The sequence below is a fragment of the Pseudoxanthomonas sp. UC19_8 genome (assembly GCF_042700505.1).
In the GTDB taxonomy this organism is placed as follows: domain Bacteria; phylum Pseudomonadota; class Gammaproteobacteria; order Xanthomonadales; family Xanthomonadaceae; genus Pseudoxanthomonas_A; species Pseudoxanthomonas_A winnipegensis.
Map to the genome: position 1 here is coordinate 1471589 of NZ_CP170559.1, position 20761 is coordinate 1492349.

The following is a 20761-nucleotide window of genomic DNA, read 5'->3' on the forward strand; positions in this document are numbered from 1 at the left end:
CCTTCACCGCATGACCGCGCCGCGCCTTGCCTTCCTCGCCAGCCATACCGAAGCCGCACAGCAGGCCCTGGCCGAACTGAGCCAGCGCTACGGCCAGCATGCCCCCGACCAGGCTGACATCCTGGTGCCGCTGGGCGGCGATGGCTTCATGCTGCAGACCCTCCACCGCCACGGCCTGCTCGGCAAGCCGGTGTTCGGCATGAAGCTGGGCACGGTCGGCTTCCTGATGAACCACCACCGCGACGACGATCTGCCCGCGCGTATCGCCGCGGCCGAGCCGACCAAGCTGCGCCCGCTGGAGATGCGCGCGCAGACCGAGTCGGGCATCGAGGTGACCTCGCTGGCCTACAACGAGGTCTCGCTGCTGCGTCAGACCCGGCAGGCCGCGCAGCTGCGCGTGGATCTCAACGGCCAGACCCGCATCGAGGAGATGACCGGCGACGGCGTGCTGGTGGCCACGCCGGCCGGCAGCACGGCCTACAACTATTCCGCCCATGGCCCGATCCTGCCGCTGGGCAGCCACACCATCGCCCTGACGCCGATCGCGCCCTACCGCCCGCGGCGCTGGCGCGGGGCCATCCTCAAGGCCGACACCGAGGTGCGCATCCAGGTGCTGGACCCGTACAAGCGCCCGGTCAGCGCCACCGCCGATTCGCACGAGTTCCGCAACGTCACCGAGGTGACCATCCACGAATCGCGCACGCACACCGTGACCCTGCTGTTCGACCCGGAGCACAACCTGGAAGAGCGGATCCTGAGCGAACAGTTTCTGGTTTGAGGCGGGGCCAGCTGCCAGGTGCAAGGGCCCAGAGCCCAGAGACCGCAAAAGCACCGCGACCACTGGCAACCCGACCATTCGCAGCCACCGACGAAATCTTCTGATCCCGAATCCCGAATCCCGAATCCCTGCTAGATGCCCGACAACTCGCCCCGCCTGCTCACCGTCGCCGTCACCTCGCGCGCCCTGTTCGACCTGGAGGAGAGCCACGCCCTGTGGCAGGCCGAAGGGCTGGACGCGTACGCCGCCTACCAGCGGGCGCACGAGGACGACGTGCTCGGGCCAGGCGTGGCCTTTACCGTGGTGCGCAAGCTGCTGGCGCTCAACCAGGGCGCGCCGGCCGATACGCCGCGCGTCGAGGTGATCCTGCTGTCGCGCAACTCGGCCGACACCGGCCTGCGCATCTTCAACTCGATCCAGCACTATGGCCTGGACATCGTGCGGGCCACCTTTACCGCCGGCGAGCCGACCTGGCCTTACATCAAGCCGTTCGGCACCGATCTGTTCCTCTCGGCCAACCCCGACTCGGTGCGCAGCGCGCTCAGCCACGGCATCGCCGCGGCGACCATCCTGCCCAAGCCGCCGGGCGAACGCGCCGAGGAGGCCGCTGCGGCGGCGGGGGAACTACCGGCGGGACGGCTGTCCAACCAGCTGCGCATCGCCTTCGACGGCGATGCGGTGATCTTCGGCGACGAGAGCGAACGCATCTCGCGCGAGCAGGGCGTGGAAGCCTTCGGCCGCCACGAGCAGGAGAAGGCGCGCGAACTGCTCTCCGGCGGCCCGTTCCGCGGCTTCCTCGCCGCGCTGCATCAGCTGCAGGCCGCCTTCCCGCCCGGCGAGCACGCGCCGATCCGCACGGCCCTGGTCACCGCACGCTCGGCGCCGGCGCACGAGCGCGTGATCCGCACCCTGCGCGAGTGGGGCGTACGCCTGGACGAGGCGCTGTTCCTGGGCGGCAGGCACAAGGGCCCGTTTCTGGCTGCCTTCGGCGCCGACATCTTCTTCGACGACTCGCAACACAACATCGACAGTGCCCATCCGCACACCGCGGCGGGGCATGTGCCGCATGGGGTGGCGAACGAGAAGTGAGTGGAGAGGAGTGAGTAGAAGCCCTGCCGATGCTTTCGCTCTGCTCACTCCTCACTGCTCTTCGCTCACTCCCCGCCTCAAAGCGGCAAGCGGATATCCGTCAACTTCCACACCAGGCCCTGACGTTCGAACACGAAGGTGATCGGGGCGCCGCTGTCGGTGCGGGTGGTGGCGGTGAAACGCGAGAGCGACGCGTAGTGGTGCTCGGCACCCTTGAGCGGTTCGGCCGGCGCGGGCGGGCCGTAGGTATCGCCGTTGGCGGTGTCGCCGAGGGCGCGCTTCCAGACCGAGCGTCCCTGCAGGAGCGCGGCAATGCCGGTCGGGGTGACCATGGCATCGACGCCGACCCCTGCCGCGCCGCCGGCCAGCGAGAGCGCCAGCGCGCCAAGAAAGCTGGACTGCGCGTCCACGCCGGCGGCGCGGACCATGCGGTCCTGCAGCTGCGCGCGCAGATTGAGGCGCAGGTTGGGAAAGTCGACGTAGCGGTCCAGCTTGCCCGTGTCCTGCGCGGCCAGTGCGTCGCGGATGCCGTGGATGGCGATGTACGGCCCGGCCGCGACGAAGCCCGCCAACAGCAGCAAGGCCAGCAGGGGCACAGCCAGCATCCACTTTCGCATCGTGTTACCCGGCGCTTGGAGTGTGTTGAAGAGTACAGAGCGCGGCAGGTGCGGCCGTCAAGGCGCGTGCCCGAGGACCCGCCTCGGGCTTGTGATCGAAGGCGGCCGATGAAACCATGGGCCGGTTCCATGCGAACCCGGGGATCTGCATGTCGAAGATGGGGTGGGGACTGGTGCTGGCCTTGGCCTGCACCGGTGCGGCGACGGCGGCGGTGCCGGCTGGTCACCGGATCGAGGTCGTCGACCGCGATGTCGCGCTGTTCTGGCAGGCCTACGATCAGGTCAAGGTCCTGCCGGACCGGGCACAGCAGATCGAGGTGCTGCAGACGACCTACCTGGATCGCGGCAGCCCGGGGCTGGCGGCATTCGCGCTCGCCAAGGACTACGACGCGGCGACCTATGTCGATGCGATCCGCGCCTATCCGCGCTATTGGGATTCGGTGCGGCCTCGCACCGCCCTGGCCGGAGCGGCGATGGACAAGGTGCAGCACCACCTGCGGCGCTTCGCGCAGCTGTATCCGGCGCTGAAGCCGGCCGGCATTTACTTCGAGGTCGGCGCGCTGCGCTCTGCCGGCACCACGCAGGAGGACAAGGTCCTGATCGGCGTGGAGATGGCCACCAGCGATGAGCGCGTGGATCTGTCGCAGATGCCCGAACGCCTGCAGCGCTTCTTTCGCGGCTACTTCGCCAGCCGGCCGCTGGAGAACCTGGACCTGCTGGTGATCCACGAGACCGTGCACACGCAGCAGCGTGGCGCACGCGCCAGCCTGCTGGCCCAGGCGGTCTATGAGGGCGTTGCGGACTTCGTGGCCGAACAGGTGACGGGTCGTCTGCCTGACCTGCCTTACGTCGCCTACGGGCCTGCGCATGACGCCGCGATTCGCGCGGCCTTCCGCAAGGACATGGGCGGCAACGACTACAGCGCCTGGCTCTACAACAACACCGACAACGGCTTCGGCACCCGCGACCTGGGCTATTACGTCGGCTATGCCATCTGCCAGGCGAACTATCGTCGCAGCGCGGACAAGGCCAAGGCGCTGGCCGAGATGATCGAGCTCGACTATGCCGACGCCTCGGCCGTCCAGCGCTTCGTCGATGCCTCGGGCTACTTCGCGCAGGATTCCTAGCGCGCCGGCAACTTCAGAACTCCAGGTCCAGCGCCGCGCACAGGTAGTCCATGAATGGGCCCAGCGCGGCCAGATCCGCGGCCAGGGTCTGGCGCAGCCGCGGCCCGGTCATCGTCGCATCGTCCAGCGAGCGCCAGAACACGAAGTTCTTGTGCTTGAGATCGTGGATGAACGCGAATTCGGCCGGGAACCCGCGCGGCGCACGGCTGAGCATCTCCGATTCCTCGAACTCGAAGCGCTTGCGGAAGGCCGGCGCATGCGCGGCGGCCTTCCAGGTCATCGGGTTGTCGAAGATGAACTGCCGCAGCTTGCGCAAGGTGTCGGGCTCCGGATGCCACAGGCCGGCGCCGACGAAGCTCTCACCCGGCTGCAGGTGCACATAGAACGAGGGCGCGGGCACCTGCTTGCGGCGCTCGTGGTATAGCCGCGCGCCCTGCCAGAGCTTGTAGGGCGACTTGTCGTTGGAGAAGCGCGCATCGCGGTAGATGCGGAACAGCGAGCCGCCGACCGTCTTGGGGTCGGAGCGGAACTTGTCGCTGACCGCGGCCAGATCCGGCTGCAGGTCGGTCAGCAGGCGCAGGAACGGCTGGCGGACATGGTCCTCGTACTGCTGCTTGTGCGCGGCGAACCAGGTCTTGTCGTTGTGGCGCGCCAGCGCCTTGAGGAACTTGAAGCTGGCGTCGGAGAAATAGGGGCTCATGCAGCGAACGGGTCTCGGATCAGGTCGGCAGCGTGGCGGCCGGGCGGCTAAGGCGGCGTGCAGAGGTTACAGCCCGATCTGCAGTTCACGCCCCCAGACCTCCAGGCGGTCCAGCAGCACCTGCTTGGCGCCGTCGGTGGTAGGCTCGGCGCGCAGCTGCGCGATCTGGGCGAGATAGTCGGGCAGGCTCTGCTCGGCCAGCACGGTGCCCGGTGCCAGGCGGGCGCGGCGGTAGTCGTCCCAGCGTGCGCGTTCGGCGGCGTCGAGCGTCTCGGGCCAGTTGCGGGCCCGATAGCGGAACAGCAGCTCCTGCAGCCGCCCATCCTTGAAGCCGAAGTCGCGCGTGCCCAGCTGCGCCGGCGGCGTGCCGCGCACCTCGGCCAGCTTGCGCCGCTCGCCCTCAGCCAGGAAGCCGTGGTACAGCGAGGCATCGGCGTCCGGCGTCTCCTGCGCGCGCTCGCTGGCGAACACCTGACGCACTTTCTCGGCCACCGCGGGCGCATGCGCGCGCAGCAGGTCGGCCTGGGCCTGTACGGCCTCGGGGACGATGCCCAGGCGCGCGAAGTCGTCCGCGCGCAGGTAGTGCCAGGGCACCAGGGCCGGGCAGCGGTTGAGGTGCACTTCCTTGAGCGGCACGCGGCGCACGTCCTCGGGCAGGTCGCCGCGCGGGGTATAGAGCCGGTCGGCGATGTCCTGCGCATCCAGGTCCAGCAGCGCCTGGGCATCGCCGTCCAGGTCGAGCACGATGATGCGGCTGTCGATGCGCGGATGGCGCGCCACCGGCAGCACCGGCGCGGCGCACAGGCGCTGGGCCGGATAGCGCTGCGAGACGTGCAGCAGCGGCGTCATCCCGACGGTGTCCATCAGGCCGGCGGCGAAGCGCTTGTTGCGCAGCTGCAGCGCGTAGTCCCACAGGCGCGGCTGCGCGCGGCGCATGGCGCGGGCGATGCCGAGCGTGGCGCGCACGTCGGACATGGCCTCGTGCGCCTCGCCGACGCGCACGTCGTTGGCCAGGGCCAGGTGTTCGAGCTTGAACGAGGTGCCCTTGCCGTCCTCGCGCTGCGGCCAGTGCACGCCTTCCGGGCGCAGGGCATGGAACAGCCGCGCCACGTCCAGCAGGTCCCAGCGACAGTTGCCGCCGCGCCACTCGCGCTCGTAGGGATCGAAGAAATTGCGGAACAGCCCGTGGCGCACGAACTCATCGTCGAAGCGCAGCGTGTTCCAGCCCAGCGTGCAGGTCTGTGGCCGCGCCATCTCCTCGAAGATGCGCGCCATCGCCTCGCACTCGCGCACCCCGTCGGCCAGCGCCTGCTGCGGGGTGATGCCGGTGATCAGCGTGGCGATGGGCGAGGGCAGCAGGTCGTCGGCCGGCTGCACGTAGAAGGTGACCGGGTCCTCGATCGGGTTCAGCGCCGCGTCGGTGCGCTGGGCGGCGAACTGGGCGATGCGCGTGCGGCGCGGGTCCTGACCGAAGGTCTCCAGGTCGTAGAAGAAGAAACTCTCAGCCATTGCGGATACGGCACGACGAACGGCCGCACAGTATGCCGCCGGCGCACACCGGCGGCCGAGTGCCGCGCTTAGAGGCTGAGATCGAACCTCAGTCCCGCGACCCAGGCATTGGGCAGATCCTGCAGGCGGCCCGGCGCGTTGAACTGGTCCGGATGCATCACGTAGTGCAGGCTGGGCGCGATGCGCAGGTGCGGATTGACCGCAAAGCCGTAGCTCAGCTCCATCATCGTCTGGCCGCTTTGCGGGGTGCCGACGCCGCCGGCCGCGGCGCGCGCCAGGCGCAGGTTCTCCAGCGCCGCATCGCTGTACTGCTGGCGGGTGACCACCAGCGCGACATCGTCGTGCGGGCGGCTGGCGAAGGTGCCCTTGTGCACCAGGCCGGCCTGGGCGAACCAGTCCTCGATCAGCTGGCCCGAGGTGCCCTTGAGCACGGCGCCGAACAGGGTCAGCCCGTGCGTGGCGTCCGGCCCGCTGACCTGCTGCTCGAAGCGCGCGTACACGCCGGAGCGGCCATGCCGGCTGGCGTAGTCCTGGCCGCTCAGCACCGCCGGCGTGCCGGCCGCGTCGTACAGCGGATCACGGTAGGGGGCGTTGTCCTGCCAGCCGCCCAGTTCGTACATCGCCTTGTGGCGCGCATCGGCCGAGCTCTGCCAGCCGACCGCGTAAGGCACGATCCAGCCGGTCGCCTCGCGCGTGCTCCAGCGCAGGCCGTGCTCACCGTCCTTGGCCTGGCTGGGGTCCACCTGGTAGGCGCCGACGTGCACGTAGACCTGCGGCGTCACCCAAGCCTTGGCGTCGGCCATCCAGCTGGAGACCGGCCACCAGGTGAAGCTGCTGGTCCGGAACACATAGGTCGGATTGCCGCAGGCCGAGTTGCCCTGGAAGTACTGGCACAGGTCCGAGCCCAGGAAGTGGATATTGGCCACGCTGCGACCGGCCTCGAGCACCAGGCGGTCGTTGAGCAGCTTCTGTTCCAGCGTCAGGTTGGCCAGGCGCGTGCCCTGGCCGCCATAGATTTCCTGCACCGAAGTGCTGTTGCCCAGGCTGCTGTTGACCAGGTTGGTGCCATGCCGGTTGATCACATAGGCCTTGAGCGTGGCCCCGGACCAGCCGAAGGCCTTGTCCAGATCGACGTCCACACCGGCCATGGCCTGGCCCGCGTAGGCGCTGCCCGAACCCTCGCCGCCGCCGAGCATCGCGGCGGCCTCGCCGGTGTAGGACAGTTTGGGCGTCACCACCTCCTGGGCATGGGCCAGGGGAGCGAGAGCCAGGGTGAGCGCGGCCGGCAGCACGCGATGGAGGAGGGTGGACATGCGTCGGGTTCCTGATCAGGAGAACGGCGTGGGTAAGAACGCGCGGCTGCGGCGCCGCGCGAGGCAGTCGAAGCGAAGCGGGTCGGCGCGGGCGGGTCAGCCCTTGGCCACGACCGGCTTCTTGAACAGGCGCAGGGCCACGGCCGTGACGACCACACCCACGACCAGGGCCAGCAGATAGGTGCCCAGGTGGGTCACCGCGTTCGGGATCGGCAGGACGAACACGCCGCCATGCGGCACCTTCAGCTCGGCGCCGGCCGCCATCGAGATCGCGCCGGCCACGGCCGAGCCCAGCACCAGGGCGGGGATGGTGCGCAGCGGATCGCGCGCGGCGTAGGGGATGGCGCCCTCGGTGACGAAGGCCAGGCCGAGCACGCCGGCCGCACCGGCGGTGCCGCGCTCCTCGGCGGTGAAGCGATTGCGGAACAGCCAGGTCGCCAGCGCGATGCCCAGCGGCGGGGTCATGCCGCCGATCATGGTCGCGGCCATCGGCGTATAGACCTGGCTGGAGATCAGCGCGGTCGAGAACGCGTAGGAGGCCTTGTTGACCGGCCCGCCCATGTCCACCGCCATCATCCCGCCCAGCAGCAGGCCCAGCAGGATGGCGCTGGTGCCCTGCATGCTGCGCAGCCACTCGGTCAGCCAGGTCAGCAGGTGCGCCACCGGCGTGCCGATCACGTACATCATCAGCAGGCCGACCAGCAGCGTGCCCAGCACCGGCAGGATCAGGACTGGCTTGAGGCCTTGCAGGCTGCGCGGCAGGCGCAGCACGCGGTTGATCCAGGCCACGCCGTAGCCGGCGACGAAGCCGGCCAGGATGCCGCCGATGAAGCCGGCGCCCATGTTCGCCGCGACCACGCCGCCGATCATGCCCGGCGCGATGCCCGGCCGGTCGGCGATCGAGTAGGCGATATAGCCGGCCAGCGCCGGCACCATCAGCAAAAAGCCGCCCTTGGCGCCGATCTGCAGCAGGCTCCAGGCCAGCGTGCCGCGATTGGCATCGTCGCCGGCGTAGATGCCGCCGATGGCGAAGGCCAGCGCGATCAGCAGGCCGCCGGCGGTGACGAAGGGCAGCATGAACGACACGCCCGTCATCAGGTGCTTGTACGGACCGGCGCTCTTGGTCTTCTCGCTCGGTGCGGCCTGCGCGGCGCCGCCGGCCTGCACGCTGGCCTCGGCCAGCGCCTTGCGGATCAGCGCCTGGCCATCGTTGATGGCCGGCTTGGTGCCGCTCTTGAACACGCGCTTGCCGCCGAAGCGCGACAGCTCCACCTCGCGGTCGGCGGCGATCAGGACCACGTCGGCCTGGGCGATCTCCTCCGCGGTGAGCGTGTCCTGCGCGCCGACCGAGCCCTGGGTCTCCACGCGCAGGTGGTAGCCCAGCGCCGCAGCGGCCTGCTGCAGGCCCTCGGCGGCCATGAAGGTGTGCGCGATGCCGGTCGGGCAGGAGGTGATGGCGACGATGTGCTTGTCGTCCTGCGCCGCCGGCGCGGCGGCGGCCGCACCGACCCAGCCGGCCAGCACGCCTTCGGGGTCGTCCAGCACCGCATCCAGGCCGACCTCGGTGATCGCGGCCTGGCCGAAGCGCGCGCGCTCGGCGTCGCCGTCGCCGACCAGCAGCACGGCGCTGGCGCCGGCGCACTGCCCGGGCTGCAGCGCGCCGGTGATGCCCTGGTCGCTGCGGATCTCCACGGCCGGCTCCAGGCCGCGCTGACGCGCCGCCCGGCGCAGCGCCTCGGCGGCGAGGACCGCCTCGGTGCTGCGCGCGCCGGCAGCGATGACCACGATGGAAGCTTGCATGGGAGAACTCCTGGGACTCTGGGATGTGCCGGGCCGCGAAGGGTCAGGCCACGCGTTCGATCCGGACCTCACCGGCCCAGGCGCGGACCTGGGCCGGATCGAGCCGGCGGGCATCGCCGCTGTGCAGGCGGCTCATGGAAAAGGCGGTGGCCCGCTGCGCGCAGCCGGCCAGGTCGAAGGACGGCTCCAGCAGCGACGCGGCGATGCCGGCCACCATCGCGTCGCCCGCGCCGACGGTGCTGCCATCGGCCAGGCGCGGCGGCCGGGCGAGCAGGGCGCCACTGCGGTCGAGGAACAGGGCCCCGTCGCTGCCCATGGAGATGGCGACCAGCGACACCCCGCGCGCCAGCAGGGCGCGGCCGGCGTCCAGCACCGCCTCGCGGTCGTCCAGGGCCTGACCGGTCCAGGCTTCCAGCTCGTGGCGGTTGGGCTTGACCGCGAACGGCACCGATTCGCCGTCCAGTGCGGCCACCAGCGCCGGGCCGCTGCTGTCCAGCAGCACGCGCGCGCCGGCCGCCTGCACCTGGGCCTGCAGCTGCGCCCAGGCGGTGGGCGGCAGGCCGGCCGGCAGGCTGCCGGACAGGACCACCGGCATCTGCGGCGTCAGCAGCGCCGCCAGGCGCTGGCCGACGGCGTTCAGGGCGCCGGCGTCCAGGCACAGGCCGGGCAGGTTGATGTCGGTGGTGCGGCCGTCGCGTTCGACCAGCTTGATGTTGGTGCGGGTCAGCCCCGGTACGCGCAGGCAGGCATCGGCGATGCCGCGCAGCTCGAACAGGCCGCGGAACACCGCCTCGTTGTCCACGCCGATCACGCCCAGCGCCGTGGTCGGCACGCCCCAGTCGGCCAGGCAGGCGGCCACGTTGATGCCCTTGCCGCCGGCGTCGTCCCGGCTGCGCCCGGCGCGGTGCACGTGGCCGGGCTCCAGCGTATCCAGACGCACGGTCTGGTCGATCGCCGGATTCAGGGTGACGGTCAGCACGCGTGGGCTCATGCGCCGGCTCCCTCGAGCGCGCGCACCTGAGTGGCATCGGCGCAGGCCAGGGCCTGTTGCGCCAGCGCCTGCAGATCGGCCAGCGCCGCGGCGCGCAGGCGCGCCTTGACCGCCGGGATGTCGTTGGGCGTCATCGACAGCTCGTCCACGCCCAGGCCGGCCAGCAGGCAGGCGCCGAACGGATCGCCGGCCAGGCCGCCGCACACGCCGACCCAGCGCCCGTGGGCGCGGGCGCCTTCGACCGTGCTGTGAATGGCGCGCAGCACGGCCGGATGCAGGCTGTCGGCCTCGGCCGCCAGCTCGGGGTTCTGGCGGTCGATCGCCAGCACGTACTGGGTCAGGTCGTTGGTGCCGATGGAGAAGAAGTCGGCGTGCTGGGCCAGCAGGTCGGCCTGGGCGGCCGCGGCCGGCACCTCGATCATGATGCCGATCGGCACCTGCGGGGCGTCCAGCTCGGCGCGCAGCCGCTCGCAGATGCCGCGCAGGGCGACCAGCTCGGGCACCGAGGTGATCATCGGGAACATGATCGACAGGCGCGCGCCTTGGGCGGCGGCGCGGTACAGCGCGCGCAGCTGCGGTTCGAGCAGGTCGGGACGGCGCAGCAGCAGGCGCGCGCCGCGCACGCCCAGGAACGGATTCTCCTCGTGCGGCAGCTCCAGGTGCGCCACCTGCTTGTCGCCGCCGATATCCAGGGCACGCACGATCAGCGCGCGCCCGTCCAGCGCGGCGGCCATGGCCACATAGGTCTGGAACTGCTCTTCCTCGTCCGGCGTGCTGCTGCGCTCCAGGAACAGGAATTCGGTGCGCATCAGGCCCACGCCCTCGGCGCCCTGTTCCAGCGCCAGCGGCACCTGCTCGGGCAGGTTGACGTTGGCGCCGATGTCGATGCGATGGCCATCGGTGGTCTGCGCCGGCTGCGCCCGCTGCTGGGCCTCGCGTTCGCGCACCTGGCGCTGCTCGTCGATCCAGGCGCGCGCGGCGGCCAGGTCGTTGGCCGAGGGCGACAGGTACAGGCGCCCGCTGTTGCCGTCGAGGATGGCCTCGGTGCCCGGCGCCACGGCCAGCAGGTCGGCGCCGCCGGCCACCAGCGCCGGCACGCCGAGCGTGCGCGAGAGGATGGCGGTATGCGAGGTCGGGCCGCCCTGCGCGGTGGCCAGGCCGAGCACGCGCTGCGGATCCAGGTTGGCCGTGTCCGACGGCGACAGGTCGGCCGCCAGCAGGATGCAGGGATGGTCGGGCAGCTCAGCCAGGCCGCCGCCGGCGGCGCTGGGATCGAGCTGGGCCAGCACGCGCCGGCCGACGTCGCGCAGGTCCGCGGCGCGTCCTGCCAGCACCGGGTTGCCCAGCGCCGCCAGGCCCGAGGCGGTCTGTTCGATGGCCTGATGCCAGGACCAGGCCACGCCATGGCCTTCGACCATCAGCTGGCAGGCGCGGGTGATCAGATCGGTGTCGTCCAGCAGCGCGCCCTGGGCCTTGAAGATCGCCGCGTCCGCCGCGCCGAGCCGGCGCTGGGTGTCGTCCTCCAGCGCCCGCAGCTGCTGGCGGGTGCGGCTGAGCGCCTGATGCAGCTGCGCGCCGCCTTCGCCCAGCGGCGTGGGGCGGTCGGCCACCTCGGTCTGCGCGCCGGCCAGCACATGCACCGGCGCGATCGCCAGGCCGGGGCTGGCGCCGATGCCGACGATGGCCGCCTGCGCCTCGGGCGGGGTCCAGCCGTTGACCGGCGCGGCGCGGCGCTGGGCGGCGCGTTCGGCGTCGGCCTTCTCCTGCAGGATCAGCCCGTCCATCGCCTTGCGCAGGGCGGCCAGGGCGGGCTCGGCGTCCTGACCCTCGGCCGAGACCACGATCGCATCGCCCTGGCGCAGGCCCAGCTGCAGCAGCGCCACCAGGCTCTTGGCGTCGGCCGCCTGGTCGCCGGCACGGACCTGCAGGCGCGCCACGAAGCGGCGCGCGGCCTCGGCCCAGCGCGTGGCGGGGCGCGCATGCAGCCCGTTGGGGTAGGCGATGGTCCAGTCGAAGCGATGCTCCAGGTCGCTGACCGGCGCGGCCGGCTGGCTGGCCGTCTCGCCGGACAGCGCGGCGACGATCTGGTCCGCCTCGGTGGTCGTGAACAGGCGCTGCAGCGTCGCCTCGTCCTGGATCAGCCGCGTCAGCCGGCGCAGCAGGGTGATGTGCGTGTCGGACTGGGCGGCGATGCCAACCACCAGATGGGTGATCTGGCCCGGATTCCATTCCACGCCCTGCGGCAGCTGCAGCACGGCGATGCCGTCGCGGCGCACCAGGTGACGGTCCTCGCCCAGGCCGTGGGGGATGGCCACGCCATGGCCGAGGAAGGTGTTCGCCAGCTCCTCGCGGCGGGACATGCTGGCCTGATAGCCCTCGGCCACGCAGCCGCCGGCGGTGAGCAACTGGGCGACCTGGGCGATGGCATCGGCCTTGTCGCGGGCGTGGGCATTGAGGCGAACGAGTTCCAGCGCGACCGGCGCGGGGGAGGGTTGTGGCGACACGAGGAACTCCAAGCAGATCTCTTGGGGCGCAATTGGGAACGTTCCCATCCAAAATTTCAATGTGCACTGCACAAAAGCCAAAAGCCGCGGCCGCGCTACGCTGTGGCCAGGCCACGGCAGCCGGCACCGGCGAGGAAGCGAGGGAAACGATCCCAGTGAGCATCAGCATCAACGACGTGGCCCGCGTGGCGGGCGTGTCCAAGTCCACGGTCTCGCGCGTGATCGGCGGCGGCGCAGTCAGCGCCGAGGTCCGCGCACGGGTGGAGGCGGCCATCGCCCAGACCGGCTACCGGCTCAACCTGCAGGCCCGGCGCCTGCGCTCGCGCCACAGCGGCATCGTCGGGGTGATCGTGGCCGACATCCGCAATCCCTTCTTCACCGCCCTGATCCGCGCGGTGGAGGCGGTGGCCTATCAGCAGGGGCTGCGCGTCATGCTGTGCAACACCGACGAGGATCCATCGCGCGAAGCGCTGTACCTGCAGATGATGCAGGAGGAGCGCATCAGCGGCCTGATCTTCGCGCCCACCCGCACCACCGTGGGCCGGCTCGAGCGCATGCAGTGGGACTATCCCACCGTCCTGGTCGACCGCGCGCCGGCCAGCGGACGGCACGACAGCGTGGTGATCGACAACGCCGCGGCCATGACCGAGCTGGTCGGGCATCTGCTGGCGCAGGGCTATCGCCGCATCGGCGGCCTGTTCGGCAGCACCAGCACCACCGCGACCGAGCGCCGTGACGGCTATCTGGCCGCGATGCAGGCCCACGGCCTGGCGCCGGACTACCGCGAGATCGAGCCCACGGCGGAGGCCGCCATCGCCGCGGTCGGCCCGTGGCTGGCGCAGCCGGACCGGCCGCGGGCGCTGGTGACCAGTAACAATCTGCTGCTGATGGGCGCGCTGCGCGCCGCGCGCGCGGCGGCGCTGTCCATCCCGGATCAGCTGGCCCTGGCCGGCTTCGACAACGAGCGCTGGACCGAGCTGGTCGAGCCCGGCATCAGCGTGGTCGAACAGCCGGTCGAGGAGATGGGCCGGGCCGCCATGTCGCTGCTGCTGGAGCGGATGAAGTCGCCCGAGCTGCCGGTGCGCCGGCTGGTGATGGCCACGCGCTGCGTGCTGCGCGGTTCGACCGGCGCCATGCAGCCCTGACGCGACGTGGCGGCTTGGAACCGCTCGGACGTGCGCCATCGGCCATGTGGATGGGGGCTCTAAACCCGCGCGCGCTTTTCTGCATCCAAGCGGCAGTCATCGAAACCCAAAGGTCCGTGGATGCGCCGTTTCAGCTTTGCTTTCGCCCTGAAAGGCGATCGGGTCCGGTTTCGCATGCCGGCCTTCATGGCAGCGCTCCTGGTGCTGCTGGCCGGCCTCTCGGGACAGGCCCTGGCACAGGCCCGACCCGCCGAGCTGAAGCAGTTGGTCGACAGCTACGCCACGAACCGGGGCTTCAATGGCGTCGTGCTTGTCGCCCAGCACGGACGTGTCGTGTACCGCGCCGCCTACGGGCTGGCCAACCGCGAATGGCAGGTGCCGAACGCGGCCGACGCGGTGTTCCGGATCGGCTCGTTGAGCAAGCCGATCACCGCCATCCTGGTCCTGCAACTGGTGCAGGAGCACAAGCTGCGGCTGGACGGAACACTGGGCGAGTATCTGCCCGCGCTCTATGGCGACACGCCCGCTGCCGCGGTCACGGTGGCGCAACTGCTCAACCATACCTCGGGCATCGTCGATGTCCCCAGCAGCTACGACGATCCCTGGTGGCAGACCCAGGCACGCCAATCGTTCGCGCCGCAAGACTTCGCCAAGGCGTGGATCCCGGGAAAACTGCAGAGCGCGCCGGGCACGGTGTGGCGTTACAACAACTCCGGCTACTTCCTGCTCGGCCTGCTCATCGAGCAGGTGACCGGCGCCAGCTATGAGGCGAACCTGCGGAGCCGGATTCTGGACAAGGCCGGCATGGCGCACAGCGGGCTGTATCACGCCAGCGAGGTCATCCCGCGCCTGGCCGAGGGCTATCAGACCAGGCCCGACCTCAGCCTGGTACGCCCCATGCCGATCGATCCGACGGTCTCGTTCTCGGCTGCCGGTCTGTATGCCACGGTCGACGATCTGTTCCGCCTGGACCGCGCCCTCTATGGAAACGCGCTCCTGGACGAGCGCTGGCGGCAGGCCATGTGGACCGACTACCGCTCGGAGTACGGCTATGGCTGGGGGGTGGAGCAGTGGCACACGCCGTCGGGGGGCACGTACAAGGTGGTGTCGCACACGGGCAGCGTGCCGGGTTACCAGAGTTTCTGGCTTCGCTCCGAACAGGATGAATCGATGGTGGCCATCCTGGACAACTACTGGCAGGGCGATACCGTGGTGACGCTGGGCAAGGACTTGATGGACGTGCTGCACGGCAAGCCGGTGGCGCTGGCCAGGAAGAACCTGGGCGACCTGCTGATTCCCCTGGCCCTGTCGCAGGGCGTGCCGGGCATGCGCAAGGCTTACGAGACGCTGGGCGCGAACGCCAGCCAGTACGACACTTCCGAAAGAGCGCTGAACACGCTGGGCTATCGCCTGCTGAGGATGCAGCGCGTGCCGGAGGCCATCGCGGTCTTCCAGTGGAATGCCGGCGCGCATCCGGCATCGGCCAATGTGCATGACAGCCTGGGCGAAGCCTATCGCGCCGACGGACAGCGTGAGCAGGCGATCCGCAGCTACCGGAAGGCCTCGGAGCTCGCCCCCGACGATGCCCGCCTGCGCGGCATTCTGAAGGAGCTGGGAAGCCAGTGAACCGGCAAGCGGCGTTACCGGCGCCCAGGGTGCTGGCGCCTCAGAGTAGCGAGTCAAGCGCTGGCAGGGTCTCCTGGATGCGCCGGTCCAGCAGGTCCCAGTCGATCTGCGCCAGGTCCGCATGGCCGGCGGTCGCCTCCCGCAGCAGCTGGCGCTGGAGCTCGCTGCGTTCCAGCGCCACCGCGTAGGGGATGCGCATGAAGGTGACCATCGTGTAGTGCGGCACGAAGCGGTTCGGGTGGCGCTGCTGCAGCGCCTGCTCGAGCTGGCGCTGCAGCAGGAAGTCCGCATCGTCCACGCGGTCGCGCATCTCGATGTAGTTGTCCAGGGCCATGGCCTGGATCGCCGCGGCATTGGGCTTGCGCTGGGCCTCGAAGGCCGCATAGGCCTGGGCCAGCGAATCGGCCCGGTCCAACTGTTCGGCCAGCGCCACGCAGTCCTCGAAGGCGCAGTTCATGCCCTGGCCGTGGAAGGGCACCATCGCGTGCGCCGCATCGCCCAGCAGTACCGCGCGCCCGCCCAGATGCCAGCGGTCCAGGTAGAGCGTGCCCAACAGGCCGGGCGGATGCGCCTCCCAGTCGTGGACCAGGTCGGGGATCAGGGGCAGGGCGTCGGGGAAGTCGCGTTCGAACAGGGCGCGGGCCTGCGCGCCGCTGGCCACCGTGGCGAAGCTCGTCGGCCCCTCGTTGGGCAGGAACAGGGTGACGGTGAAGGTGCCCTCGTCGTTGGGCAGGGCGATGCACATGTAGTCGCCGCGCGGCCACAGATGCAGCGCGTTGGGCTCGATGCGGAAGCCGCCGTCCTCGGCCGGCGGGATCTCCAGTTCCTTGTAGGAATGCCCCAGGAACTCGGTGCGCGCGCCCAACGGACAGGCGCGGTCCATCGCCGCGCGCAGCGCCGAGCCGGCGCCGTCGGCGCCGATCAGCGTGTCGAAGCGGATGTCGTGCGGCGAGTCGTCGCGGTCATCGATGAAGCGCGCATAGCCGGCGGGGAAGTCGACCGTATGCAGACGCCGGTAGAACTGGATCTTCGCCCCGGCCGCCTCGGCCAGGTCGAGCAGGGCGATGTTGAGGTCGGCGCGGTGGATGGACCAGATCACCTCGCTGTCGTCGCGGCCGTAGCGCTGCAGCTGCGGCGCTTCGCCGAGCGCATGCACCATGCGCCCGCGCATCATCACCGCGCGTGCCATCACCGCGTCCTCGGCACCGGCCTGGCGCAGGGCGTGGCGGCCGCGTTCGGCCAGGGCCAGGTTGATCGACCGGCCCGACTCGTAGCCCTTGATGCGCGGATCGCCGCGTCGCTCGAACAGGGTCACCTGCCAGCCGCGCTGCGACAGCAGGATCGCCAGCAGGCTGCCGGCCAGGCCGGCGCCGATCAGGGTGATGGGGCGTGCCGAGACGTTCAACGCATGGCGCCCGCGGTGGCGACCGGGCTCATACGCCGCGCCACAGTTCCACTTCCTCGACGAAGCGGTAGACGTCCTTGAAGCTGTTGTACAGCGGCACCGGCGAGATGCGGATCACGTCCGGCTCGCGCCAGTCGCCCAGCACGCCCACCGAGACCAGGTAGTCGAACAGTTCGCGGCCGCGCTCGCGGCCGCCGGCCACGCGCAGCGAGAGCTGGCAGCCGCGGCGCTCGGGCTCGGCCGGGGTGATGATCTCCAGCGTGTCCAGCACGCGCGCCTCGATCAGCTCTTCCAGGAAACCGGTGAGCTGCTCGGACTTGGCGCGCAGCGCCGCCATGCCGCCGGCGCGATCGACCAGCGACAGCGAGGCCAGCAGCGGGGCCATCGCCAGCACCGGCGGATTGCTCAGCTGCCAGCCCTCCGCGCCCGGCGTCGGCGTGAACTGCGGCGCCATCAGGAAGCGGGTCTGCTTCTCGTGTCCCCACCAGCCGGCGAAGCGCGGCCGGTCGGTGTGCGCATGGCGCGCATGCACGAAGGCGCCGGCCACCGCGCCCGGCCCGGCGTTGAGGTACTTGTAGTGGCACCACACGGCGAAGTCCGCATCCGCATCGTGCAGCGCCAGCGGCAGGTTGCCGACCGCATGGGCCAGGTCGAAGCCGGCCACCGCCCCGGCCGCGTGCGCCAGCCGCGCCACCTCGGCCAGGTCGAAGGCCTGCCCGGTGCGGTACTGGATGCCGGGCCACAGCACCAGCGCCAGGCGATGGCCGTGCATGGCGATGGCCGCCTCCAGCGCCGCCATCGAGATGGTGCCTTCGGCCTCGTCCGGCTCCAGCTCGATCAGGTCGGTGGCCGGGTCGAAGCCATGGAAGCGGATCTGCGACTCGACCGCATGCCGGTCGGAAGGAAACGCGCCAGCCTCGATCAGGATTGCCGGGCGCTCGGGCGTGGGCCGGTAGAAGCTGACCATCATGAAGTGCAGGTTGGCGGTGAGGGTGTTCATCGCCACCACCTCGCTGGGCAGCGCGCCGACCACGCGCGCCAGCGGCTCGCGCACCTGCTCGTGATAGGTCATCCACTGGCCCTGGCCGCGGAAGTGGCCCTCCACCGCCTCGTGCGCCCACTTGTCCAGCACCTGTTCGACCGCCTTGCGCGCCCCCTTGGGCTGCAGGCCGAGCGAGTTGCCGCAGAAGTACACCTGTTCGGTGTGCTTGTGCCGGGGAATCAGGAATTCCTGGCGGAAGCCGCGCAGCGGATCTGCGGCGTCCAGGGCGATGGCGTGCGTGCGGGCGTCGGACATGGAAACTTGGGAACTTGAGCGAATCGAGGAAGCACCGGCGTCCGACAGCCTCGGAGCGCGCGGCGAAGCCTCGGAGTCTACCCGGGCGCGCCGCCCGCCGCCGCGACCGGGGCCGCAGAAGACCGGGCATGGCGGCGGCGTAGCAGGTGGGTGACGGTATCGACGCTGTCGGCGATGCGGTCGGCCGCATCGAGCAGGGCGAAGGCGGTCTCCTGCTCGTGCGGCACCGCCTCGGCCAGGCGGCGCTCGTCCGGGCGCAGGGTGGGGATCTCGGAGAACTTGCCGGTCTGGCGCAGATAGCGCACCTGCGCGCCCAGGGCCGCATCCAGCGCCTGGGCGAAGGCGCCAAGCTCAGGCAGATCGGGCAGCGCGGCGCCCTCGCGCAGCTGGGCCTCCAGCGTCAGCGGCGCGCGCATCAGGCGCGTGGCGTTGGCCAGCAGCGATTCGGCCAGCTGCGCCTCGTCGCGGTTGCCGTGGCGGCGCGGCTCGGCGCGCAGCCGGTCGATGGAAGCCTGCACATTGGTGCGCGCCGCGCGCGCGGCCACGCGGGTGTCGTCCAGCACGTCCACGCGCCCGGCCAGCAGGGCGCTCAGGTGCCGCTGATCGGCCTCCAGCAGCGTCGCCAGCGCGGTGCGGGTGCGCTTGCCTTCCCAGGTGGGCCACAGCGCATAGGTCAGCATCGCCAGCGCGCTGCCGATCAGTGTGGCGACCACGCGCGCGCTCAGCGCCTCGCCCGGCGCGTAGCCCTCGAAGGACAGCAGCATCACCAGCATGCCGGTCAGCAGGGCCACGCCCAGGCCGTAGTTCATCTGCGTGGTCAGGCGGAAACCGAAGCAGAACAGCCACAGCAGCAACAGGCGCACCACCGTGCCGTCCATCGCGTAGTGGATCAGCGCCGTGCCGACCACCAGCCCGGCCAGGGTGCCGACCACGCGCCCGGCGCCGAAGCTCAGCGTGCCGCCGAAATCGGGCTTGAGCACGATCGCGGTGGTCATCGGGATCCAGGTCCCGTGCGGCAGCTTCAGCGTCTTCTCCAGCACCAGCGCGACCATCAGCGCGGTGGCGCAGCGCAGCGCGTGGCGGAACGCGGCCGAGGACAGCGTCAGGTTGGCGCGCAGGGTCACCCAGGGCGAATTGGGCCGCATCGAAGGCGGCAGCCGCGCCTCGACCTGCTGGGCGTTGATCTGGCCCTGGCTGCTGGCCCAGTAGCCGTTGCGCACCAGCGCACGCAGCTGCCCGGCCAGCCCGGCGGCGCGGCCGCTGGCCAGGCGCAGCAGGCGCTGATCGCGGGTCGTGGCCGCCTGCTTGCGCGCGGCCTCGACCGCCGGCACCAGCGCCTGCAGCCGGGCCACGTCGCCCTCGGCGCGCTGCGGCGAGGCGGCCTCGCGCAGCGCCGCGGCCAGATGGTCGAGCACCAGGGCGGCCTGCTTGAGCACGGTCTCGAGCAGCTCGCGCGCCTTGGCGTCCTCCAGGCGCGCATGCACATCGGCCAGTGCCAGCAGGTCGATGCGGGTGCGCTCGCACAGCTCGGCCATGATGCGGAACGACTGCAGCGCCACCCCGCGCGTGTGGTGCTGGCCGTGCAGCAACAGCAGCGTGTCCTGCGCCGCCTGCAGGGTGGGCGAGGGCTGACTGGCGTCGGGACGGGTGCGCGCGGTGATGGCCAGCTGCTGCAGGATGGTCGCCAGGGCGAAGCGCTCGGGTCGGTAGCGCTGCAGCGGCCAGGCGGCCACCGCCATCACCATCTGCAGCAGACCGCCGGCGAAGATCAGTAAGGCCACGCCCGGCGCCTGCGCGGGCGACAGGCCCATGTTGGCGCAGACCATCAGCAGGATCATGCTGGCCAGGCCGTTGCGCGCGGCCAGCGGCCCCAGCGCCACCACCAGGCCGCCGGCGAAGCCCACCGCGAACACCGCCACCGCCAGCAGCGCCAGGTGCTGGCCGACCAGGATGCCGACCGCCGCCGACAGGCCGGCGATCGAGGCGGTCATCAGCATGCGCCGCATGCGCAGCCCGTAGGCGCCGGGCTGGTCGGCGAACATGGTCTGCAGCGCGCCGATCGCCATGCCGAGGCCGATCGCCGGCTCGCCGGCCCACACCCCGCCGGCCAGCGAGGCGAACACGGCGAAGGAGTTGCGCAGCGCCACCCGCACCGGAATATCGCGGGGCTTGAGGCGGATCAGGCTGCGCAGGAACGGGGACATGGTGGGGCGAGGCGTGAGCGCGAAGGCGTGAGGAGTGAGTAAAGCGAAGGCAAGCGCGCGAGGCCTAAGCCGCTACCGCTCACTCCTCGCCGCACCACGCACTCCTGCTCACGTATCCGGCATCACATAGCGCGTCGGCGCCGGGTTGAGGTGACCACAGGCCTGGCAGGTGCGGTGCTCGCGCGAGGCGTAGAAGCGGTCGAACACCGGCGGGAAGTCGGTCTCGATGTTGCGCAGCGGGAAATACTCTTCGTAGAGCTTGTGGTTGCAGCGCTCGCAGAACCACAGCAGCCCATCCTGCTCACCCGGCAGACGGCGGCGCTCGATCACCAGCCCGACCGAGTGTTCCATGCGCTGCGGTGAATGCGGCACGCGCGGCGGCAGCAGGAAGATCTCGCCGGCGCCGATCGGGATATCGCGCGGCGCGCCATCCTCCTGGATGCGCAGCACCATCTGCCCCTCGAGCTGGTAGAACCACTCCGGCCCCTCGTCGTAGTGGTAGTCGGTGCGCGCGTTCGGCCCGCCGACCACCATCACGATGAAGTCGCCGGCGTAAATCACCTTGTTGCCGACCGGCGGCCTGAGCAGGTGGCGGTGTTCCTCGATCCAGGCCTGCAGGTTGAGCGGGGCGGGCAGCATGGCGGACTCCTGGGAAC

At 70.9% G+C, this 20761-nt stretch carries 16 protein-coding genes; 5 read left to right on the forward strand and 11 right to left on the reverse strand.

What is annotated here, in order from left to right; translation table 11 throughout:
* Positions 1 to 10: 10 nt before the first annotated feature.
* Both ACFJIT_RS06355 and ACFJIT_RS06360 read left to right on the forward strand, forming a co-directional pair.
* Positions 11 to 778: an NAD kinase gene (locus ACFJIT_RS06355; protein WP_130518151.1), complete on the forward strand. Its 768-nt coding sequence runs from the start codon at positions 11 to 13 to the stop codon at positions 776 to 778.
* Positions 779 to 913: 135 nt separating this feature from the next.
* Positions 914 to 1867, forward strand: a complete 954-nt coding sequence (locus tag ACFJIT_RS06360; RefSeq protein WP_130522667.1) for a 5'-nucleotidase — start codon at positions 914 to 916, stop codon at positions 1865 to 1867.
* A gap of 77 nt (positions 1868 to 1944) precedes the next feature.
* Here the strand turns inward: ACFJIT_RS06360 and ACFJIT_RS06365 are convergent, their stop codons facing one another.
* A complete protein-coding gene (locus ACFJIT_RS06365) occupies positions 1945 to 2484 on the reverse strand; it encodes a DUF2939 domain-containing protein (protein WP_379655362.1) in 540 nt (179 codons plus the stop codon).
* A gap of 149 nt (positions 2485 to 2633) precedes the next feature.
* On the opposite strand from ACFJIT_RS06365, the gene ACFJIT_RS06370 reads away from it, so the two are divergent.
* Positions 2634 to 3611 (forward strand): DUF2268 domain-containing putative Zn-dependent protease, encoded by a 978-nt coding sequence (locus ACFJIT_RS06370; RefSeq protein WP_379655363.1) that lies wholly within the window; start codon positions 2634 to 2636, stop codon positions 3609 to 3611.
* Between the two features lie 13 nt (positions 3612 to 3624).
* Here the strand turns inward: ACFJIT_RS06370 and ACFJIT_RS06375 are convergent, their stop codons facing one another.
* The 6 genes from ACFJIT_RS06375 to ptsP all read right to left on the reverse strand — a co-directional run bounded on the left by ACFJIT_RS06375 (position 3625) and on the right by ptsP (position 12476).
* The gene (locus ACFJIT_RS06375) at positions 3625 to 4311 is read right to left on the reverse strand and encodes a DUF2461 domain-containing protein (protein ID WP_379655364.1); all 687 of its coding nucleotides are present in this window, start codon (positions 4309 to 4311) and stop codon (positions 3625 to 3627) included.
* Positions 4312 to 4377: 66 nt separating this feature from the next.
* The gene (gene sbcB, locus ACFJIT_RS06380; RefSeq protein ID WP_379655365.1) at positions 4378 to 5820 is read right to left on the reverse strand and encodes an exodeoxyribonuclease I; all 1443 of its coding nucleotides are present in this window, start codon (positions 5818 to 5820) and stop codon (positions 4378 to 4380) included.
* A 68-nt stretch (positions 5821 to 5888) separates the two neighbouring features.
* Positions 5889 to 7133, reverse strand: a complete 1245-nt coding sequence (locus tag ACFJIT_RS06385; RefSeq protein ID WP_379655366.1) for a carbohydrate porin — start codon at positions 7131 to 7133, stop codon at positions 5889 to 5891.
* Positions 7134 to 7229: 96 nt separating this feature from the next.
* The gene (locus ACFJIT_RS06390) at positions 7230 to 8933 is read right to left on the reverse strand and encodes a PTS fructose transporter subunit IIC (RefSeq protein ID WP_379655367.1); all 1704 of its coding nucleotides are present in this window, start codon (positions 8931 to 8933) and stop codon (positions 7230 to 7232) included.
* Positions 8934 to 8976: 43 nt separating this feature from the next.
* Positions 8977 to 9924 carry a 1-phosphofructokinase gene (gene pfkB, locus ACFJIT_RS06395; RefSeq protein WP_379655368.1) on the reverse strand — a complete coding sequence of 316 codons (948 nt, stop codon included), beginning with the start codon at positions 9922 to 9924 and terminating at the stop codon, positions 8977 to 8979.
* Positions 9921 to 12476 (reverse strand): phosphoenolpyruvate--protein phosphotransferase, encoded by a 2556-nt coding sequence (gene ptsP, locus ACFJIT_RS06400; protein WP_379655369.1) that lies wholly within the window; start codon positions 12474 to 12476, stop codon positions 9921 to 9923. The genes pfkB and ptsP overlap by 4 nt, the downstream gene beginning before the upstream one ends.
* A gap of 107 nt (positions 12477 to 12583) precedes the next feature.
* Here ptsP and ACFJIT_RS06405 point away from each other — a divergent pair, with 107 nt between their 5' ends.
* Positions 12584 to 13573: a LacI family DNA-binding transcriptional regulator gene (locus ACFJIT_RS06405; protein ID WP_131658843.1), complete on the forward strand. Its 990-nt coding sequence runs from the start codon at positions 12584 to 12586 to the stop codon at positions 13571 to 13573.
* A 120-nt stretch (positions 13574 to 13693) separates the two neighbouring features.
* Positions 13694 to 15199, forward strand: coding sequence for a serine hydrolase (locus tag ACFJIT_RS06410; RefSeq protein ID WP_379655370.1), 1506 nt, complete (start codon positions 13694 to 13696; stop codon positions 15197 to 15199).
* A gap of 40 nt (positions 15200 to 15239) precedes the next feature.
* Here the strand turns inward: ACFJIT_RS06410 and ACFJIT_RS06415 are convergent, their stop codons facing one another.
* The 4 genes from ACFJIT_RS06415 to ACFJIT_RS06430 all read right to left on the reverse strand — a co-directional run bounded on the left by ACFJIT_RS06415 (position 15240) and on the right by ACFJIT_RS06430 (position 20744).
* Positions 15240 to 16604 (reverse strand): FAD-dependent oxidoreductase, encoded by a 1365-nt coding sequence (locus tag ACFJIT_RS06415; RefSeq protein ID WP_379655371.1) that lies wholly within the window; start codon positions 16602 to 16604, stop codon positions 15240 to 15242.
* Positions 16605 to 16632: 28 nt separating this feature from the next.
* Positions 16633 to 17901 carry a kynureninase gene (gene kynU / locus ACFJIT_RS06420; protein ID WP_379655372.1) on the reverse strand — a complete coding sequence of 423 codons (1269 nt, stop codon included), beginning with the start codon at positions 17899 to 17901 and terminating at the stop codon, positions 16633 to 16635.
* A 77-nt stretch (positions 17902 to 17978) separates the two neighbouring features.
* Entirely contained in the window at positions 17979 to 20105 is a 2127-nt protein-coding gene (locus tag ACFJIT_RS06425) for an FUSC family protein (protein WP_130522656.1), read from the reverse strand.
* Positions 20106 to 20213: 108 nt separating this feature from the next.
* Positions 20214 to 20744, reverse strand: coding sequence for a 3-hydroxyanthranilate 3,4-dioxygenase (locus tag ACFJIT_RS06430; RefSeq protein WP_379655373.1), 531 nt, complete (start codon positions 20742 to 20744; stop codon positions 20214 to 20216).
* Between the last annotated feature and the right edge of the window lie 17 nt (positions 20745 to 20761).

Coding starts and splice junctions, on each gene's coding strand:
- ACFJIT_RS06385 (WP_379655366.1), bottom strand. CDS start 7,133: ATGTCCACCCTCCTCCATCGCGTGCTGCCGGCCGCGCTCACCCTGGCT.
- ptsP (WP_379655369.1), bottom strand. CDS start 12,476: ATGGGAACGTTCCCAATTGCGCCCCAAGAGATCTGCTTGGAGTTCCTC.
- ACFJIT_RS06410 (WP_379655370.1), top strand. CDS start 13,694: ATGCGCCGTTTCAGCTTTGCTTTCGCCCTGAAAGGCGATCGGGTCCGG.
- kynU (WP_379655372.1), bottom strand. CDS start 17,901: ATGTCCGACGCCCGCACGCACGCCATCGCCCTGGACGCCGCAGATCCG.
- sbcB (WP_379655365.1), bottom strand. CDS start 5,820: ATGGCTGAGAGTTTCTTCTTCTACGACCTGGAGACCTTCGGTCAGGAC.
- ACFJIT_RS06365 (WP_379655362.1), bottom strand. CDS start 2,484: ATGCGAAAGTGGATGCTGGCTGTGCCCCTGCTGGCCTTGCTGCTGTTG.
- pfkB (WP_379655368.1), bottom strand. CDS start 9,924: ATGAGCCCACGCGTGCTGACCGTCACCCTGAATCCGGCGATCGACCAG.
- ACFJIT_RS06360 (WP_130522667.1), top strand. CDS start 914: ATGCCCGACAACTCGCCCCGCCTGCTCACCGTCGCCGTCACCTCGCGC.
- ACFJIT_RS06390 (WP_379655367.1), bottom strand. CDS start 8,933: ATGCAAGCTTCCATCGTGGTCATCGCTGCCGGCGCGCGCAGCACCGAG.
- ACFJIT_RS06375 (WP_379655364.1), bottom strand. CDS start 4,311: ATGAGCCCCTATTTCTCCGACGCCAGCTTCAAGTTCCTCAAGGCGCTG.
- ACFJIT_RS06370 (WP_379655363.1), top strand. CDS start 2,634: ATGTCGAAGATGGGGTGGGGACTGGTGCTGGCCTTGGCCTGCACCGGT.
- ACFJIT_RS06425 (WP_130522656.1), bottom strand. CDS start 20,105: ATGTCCCCGTTCCTGCGCAGCCTGATCCGCCTCAAGCCCCGCGATATT.
- ACFJIT_RS06355 (WP_130518151.1), top strand. CDS start 11: ATGACCGCGCCGCGCCTTGCCTTCCTCGCCAGCCATACCGAAGCCGCA.
- ACFJIT_RS06430 (WP_379655373.1), bottom strand. CDS start 20,744: ATGCTGCCCGCCCCGCTCAACCTGCAGGCCTGGATCGAGGAACACCGC.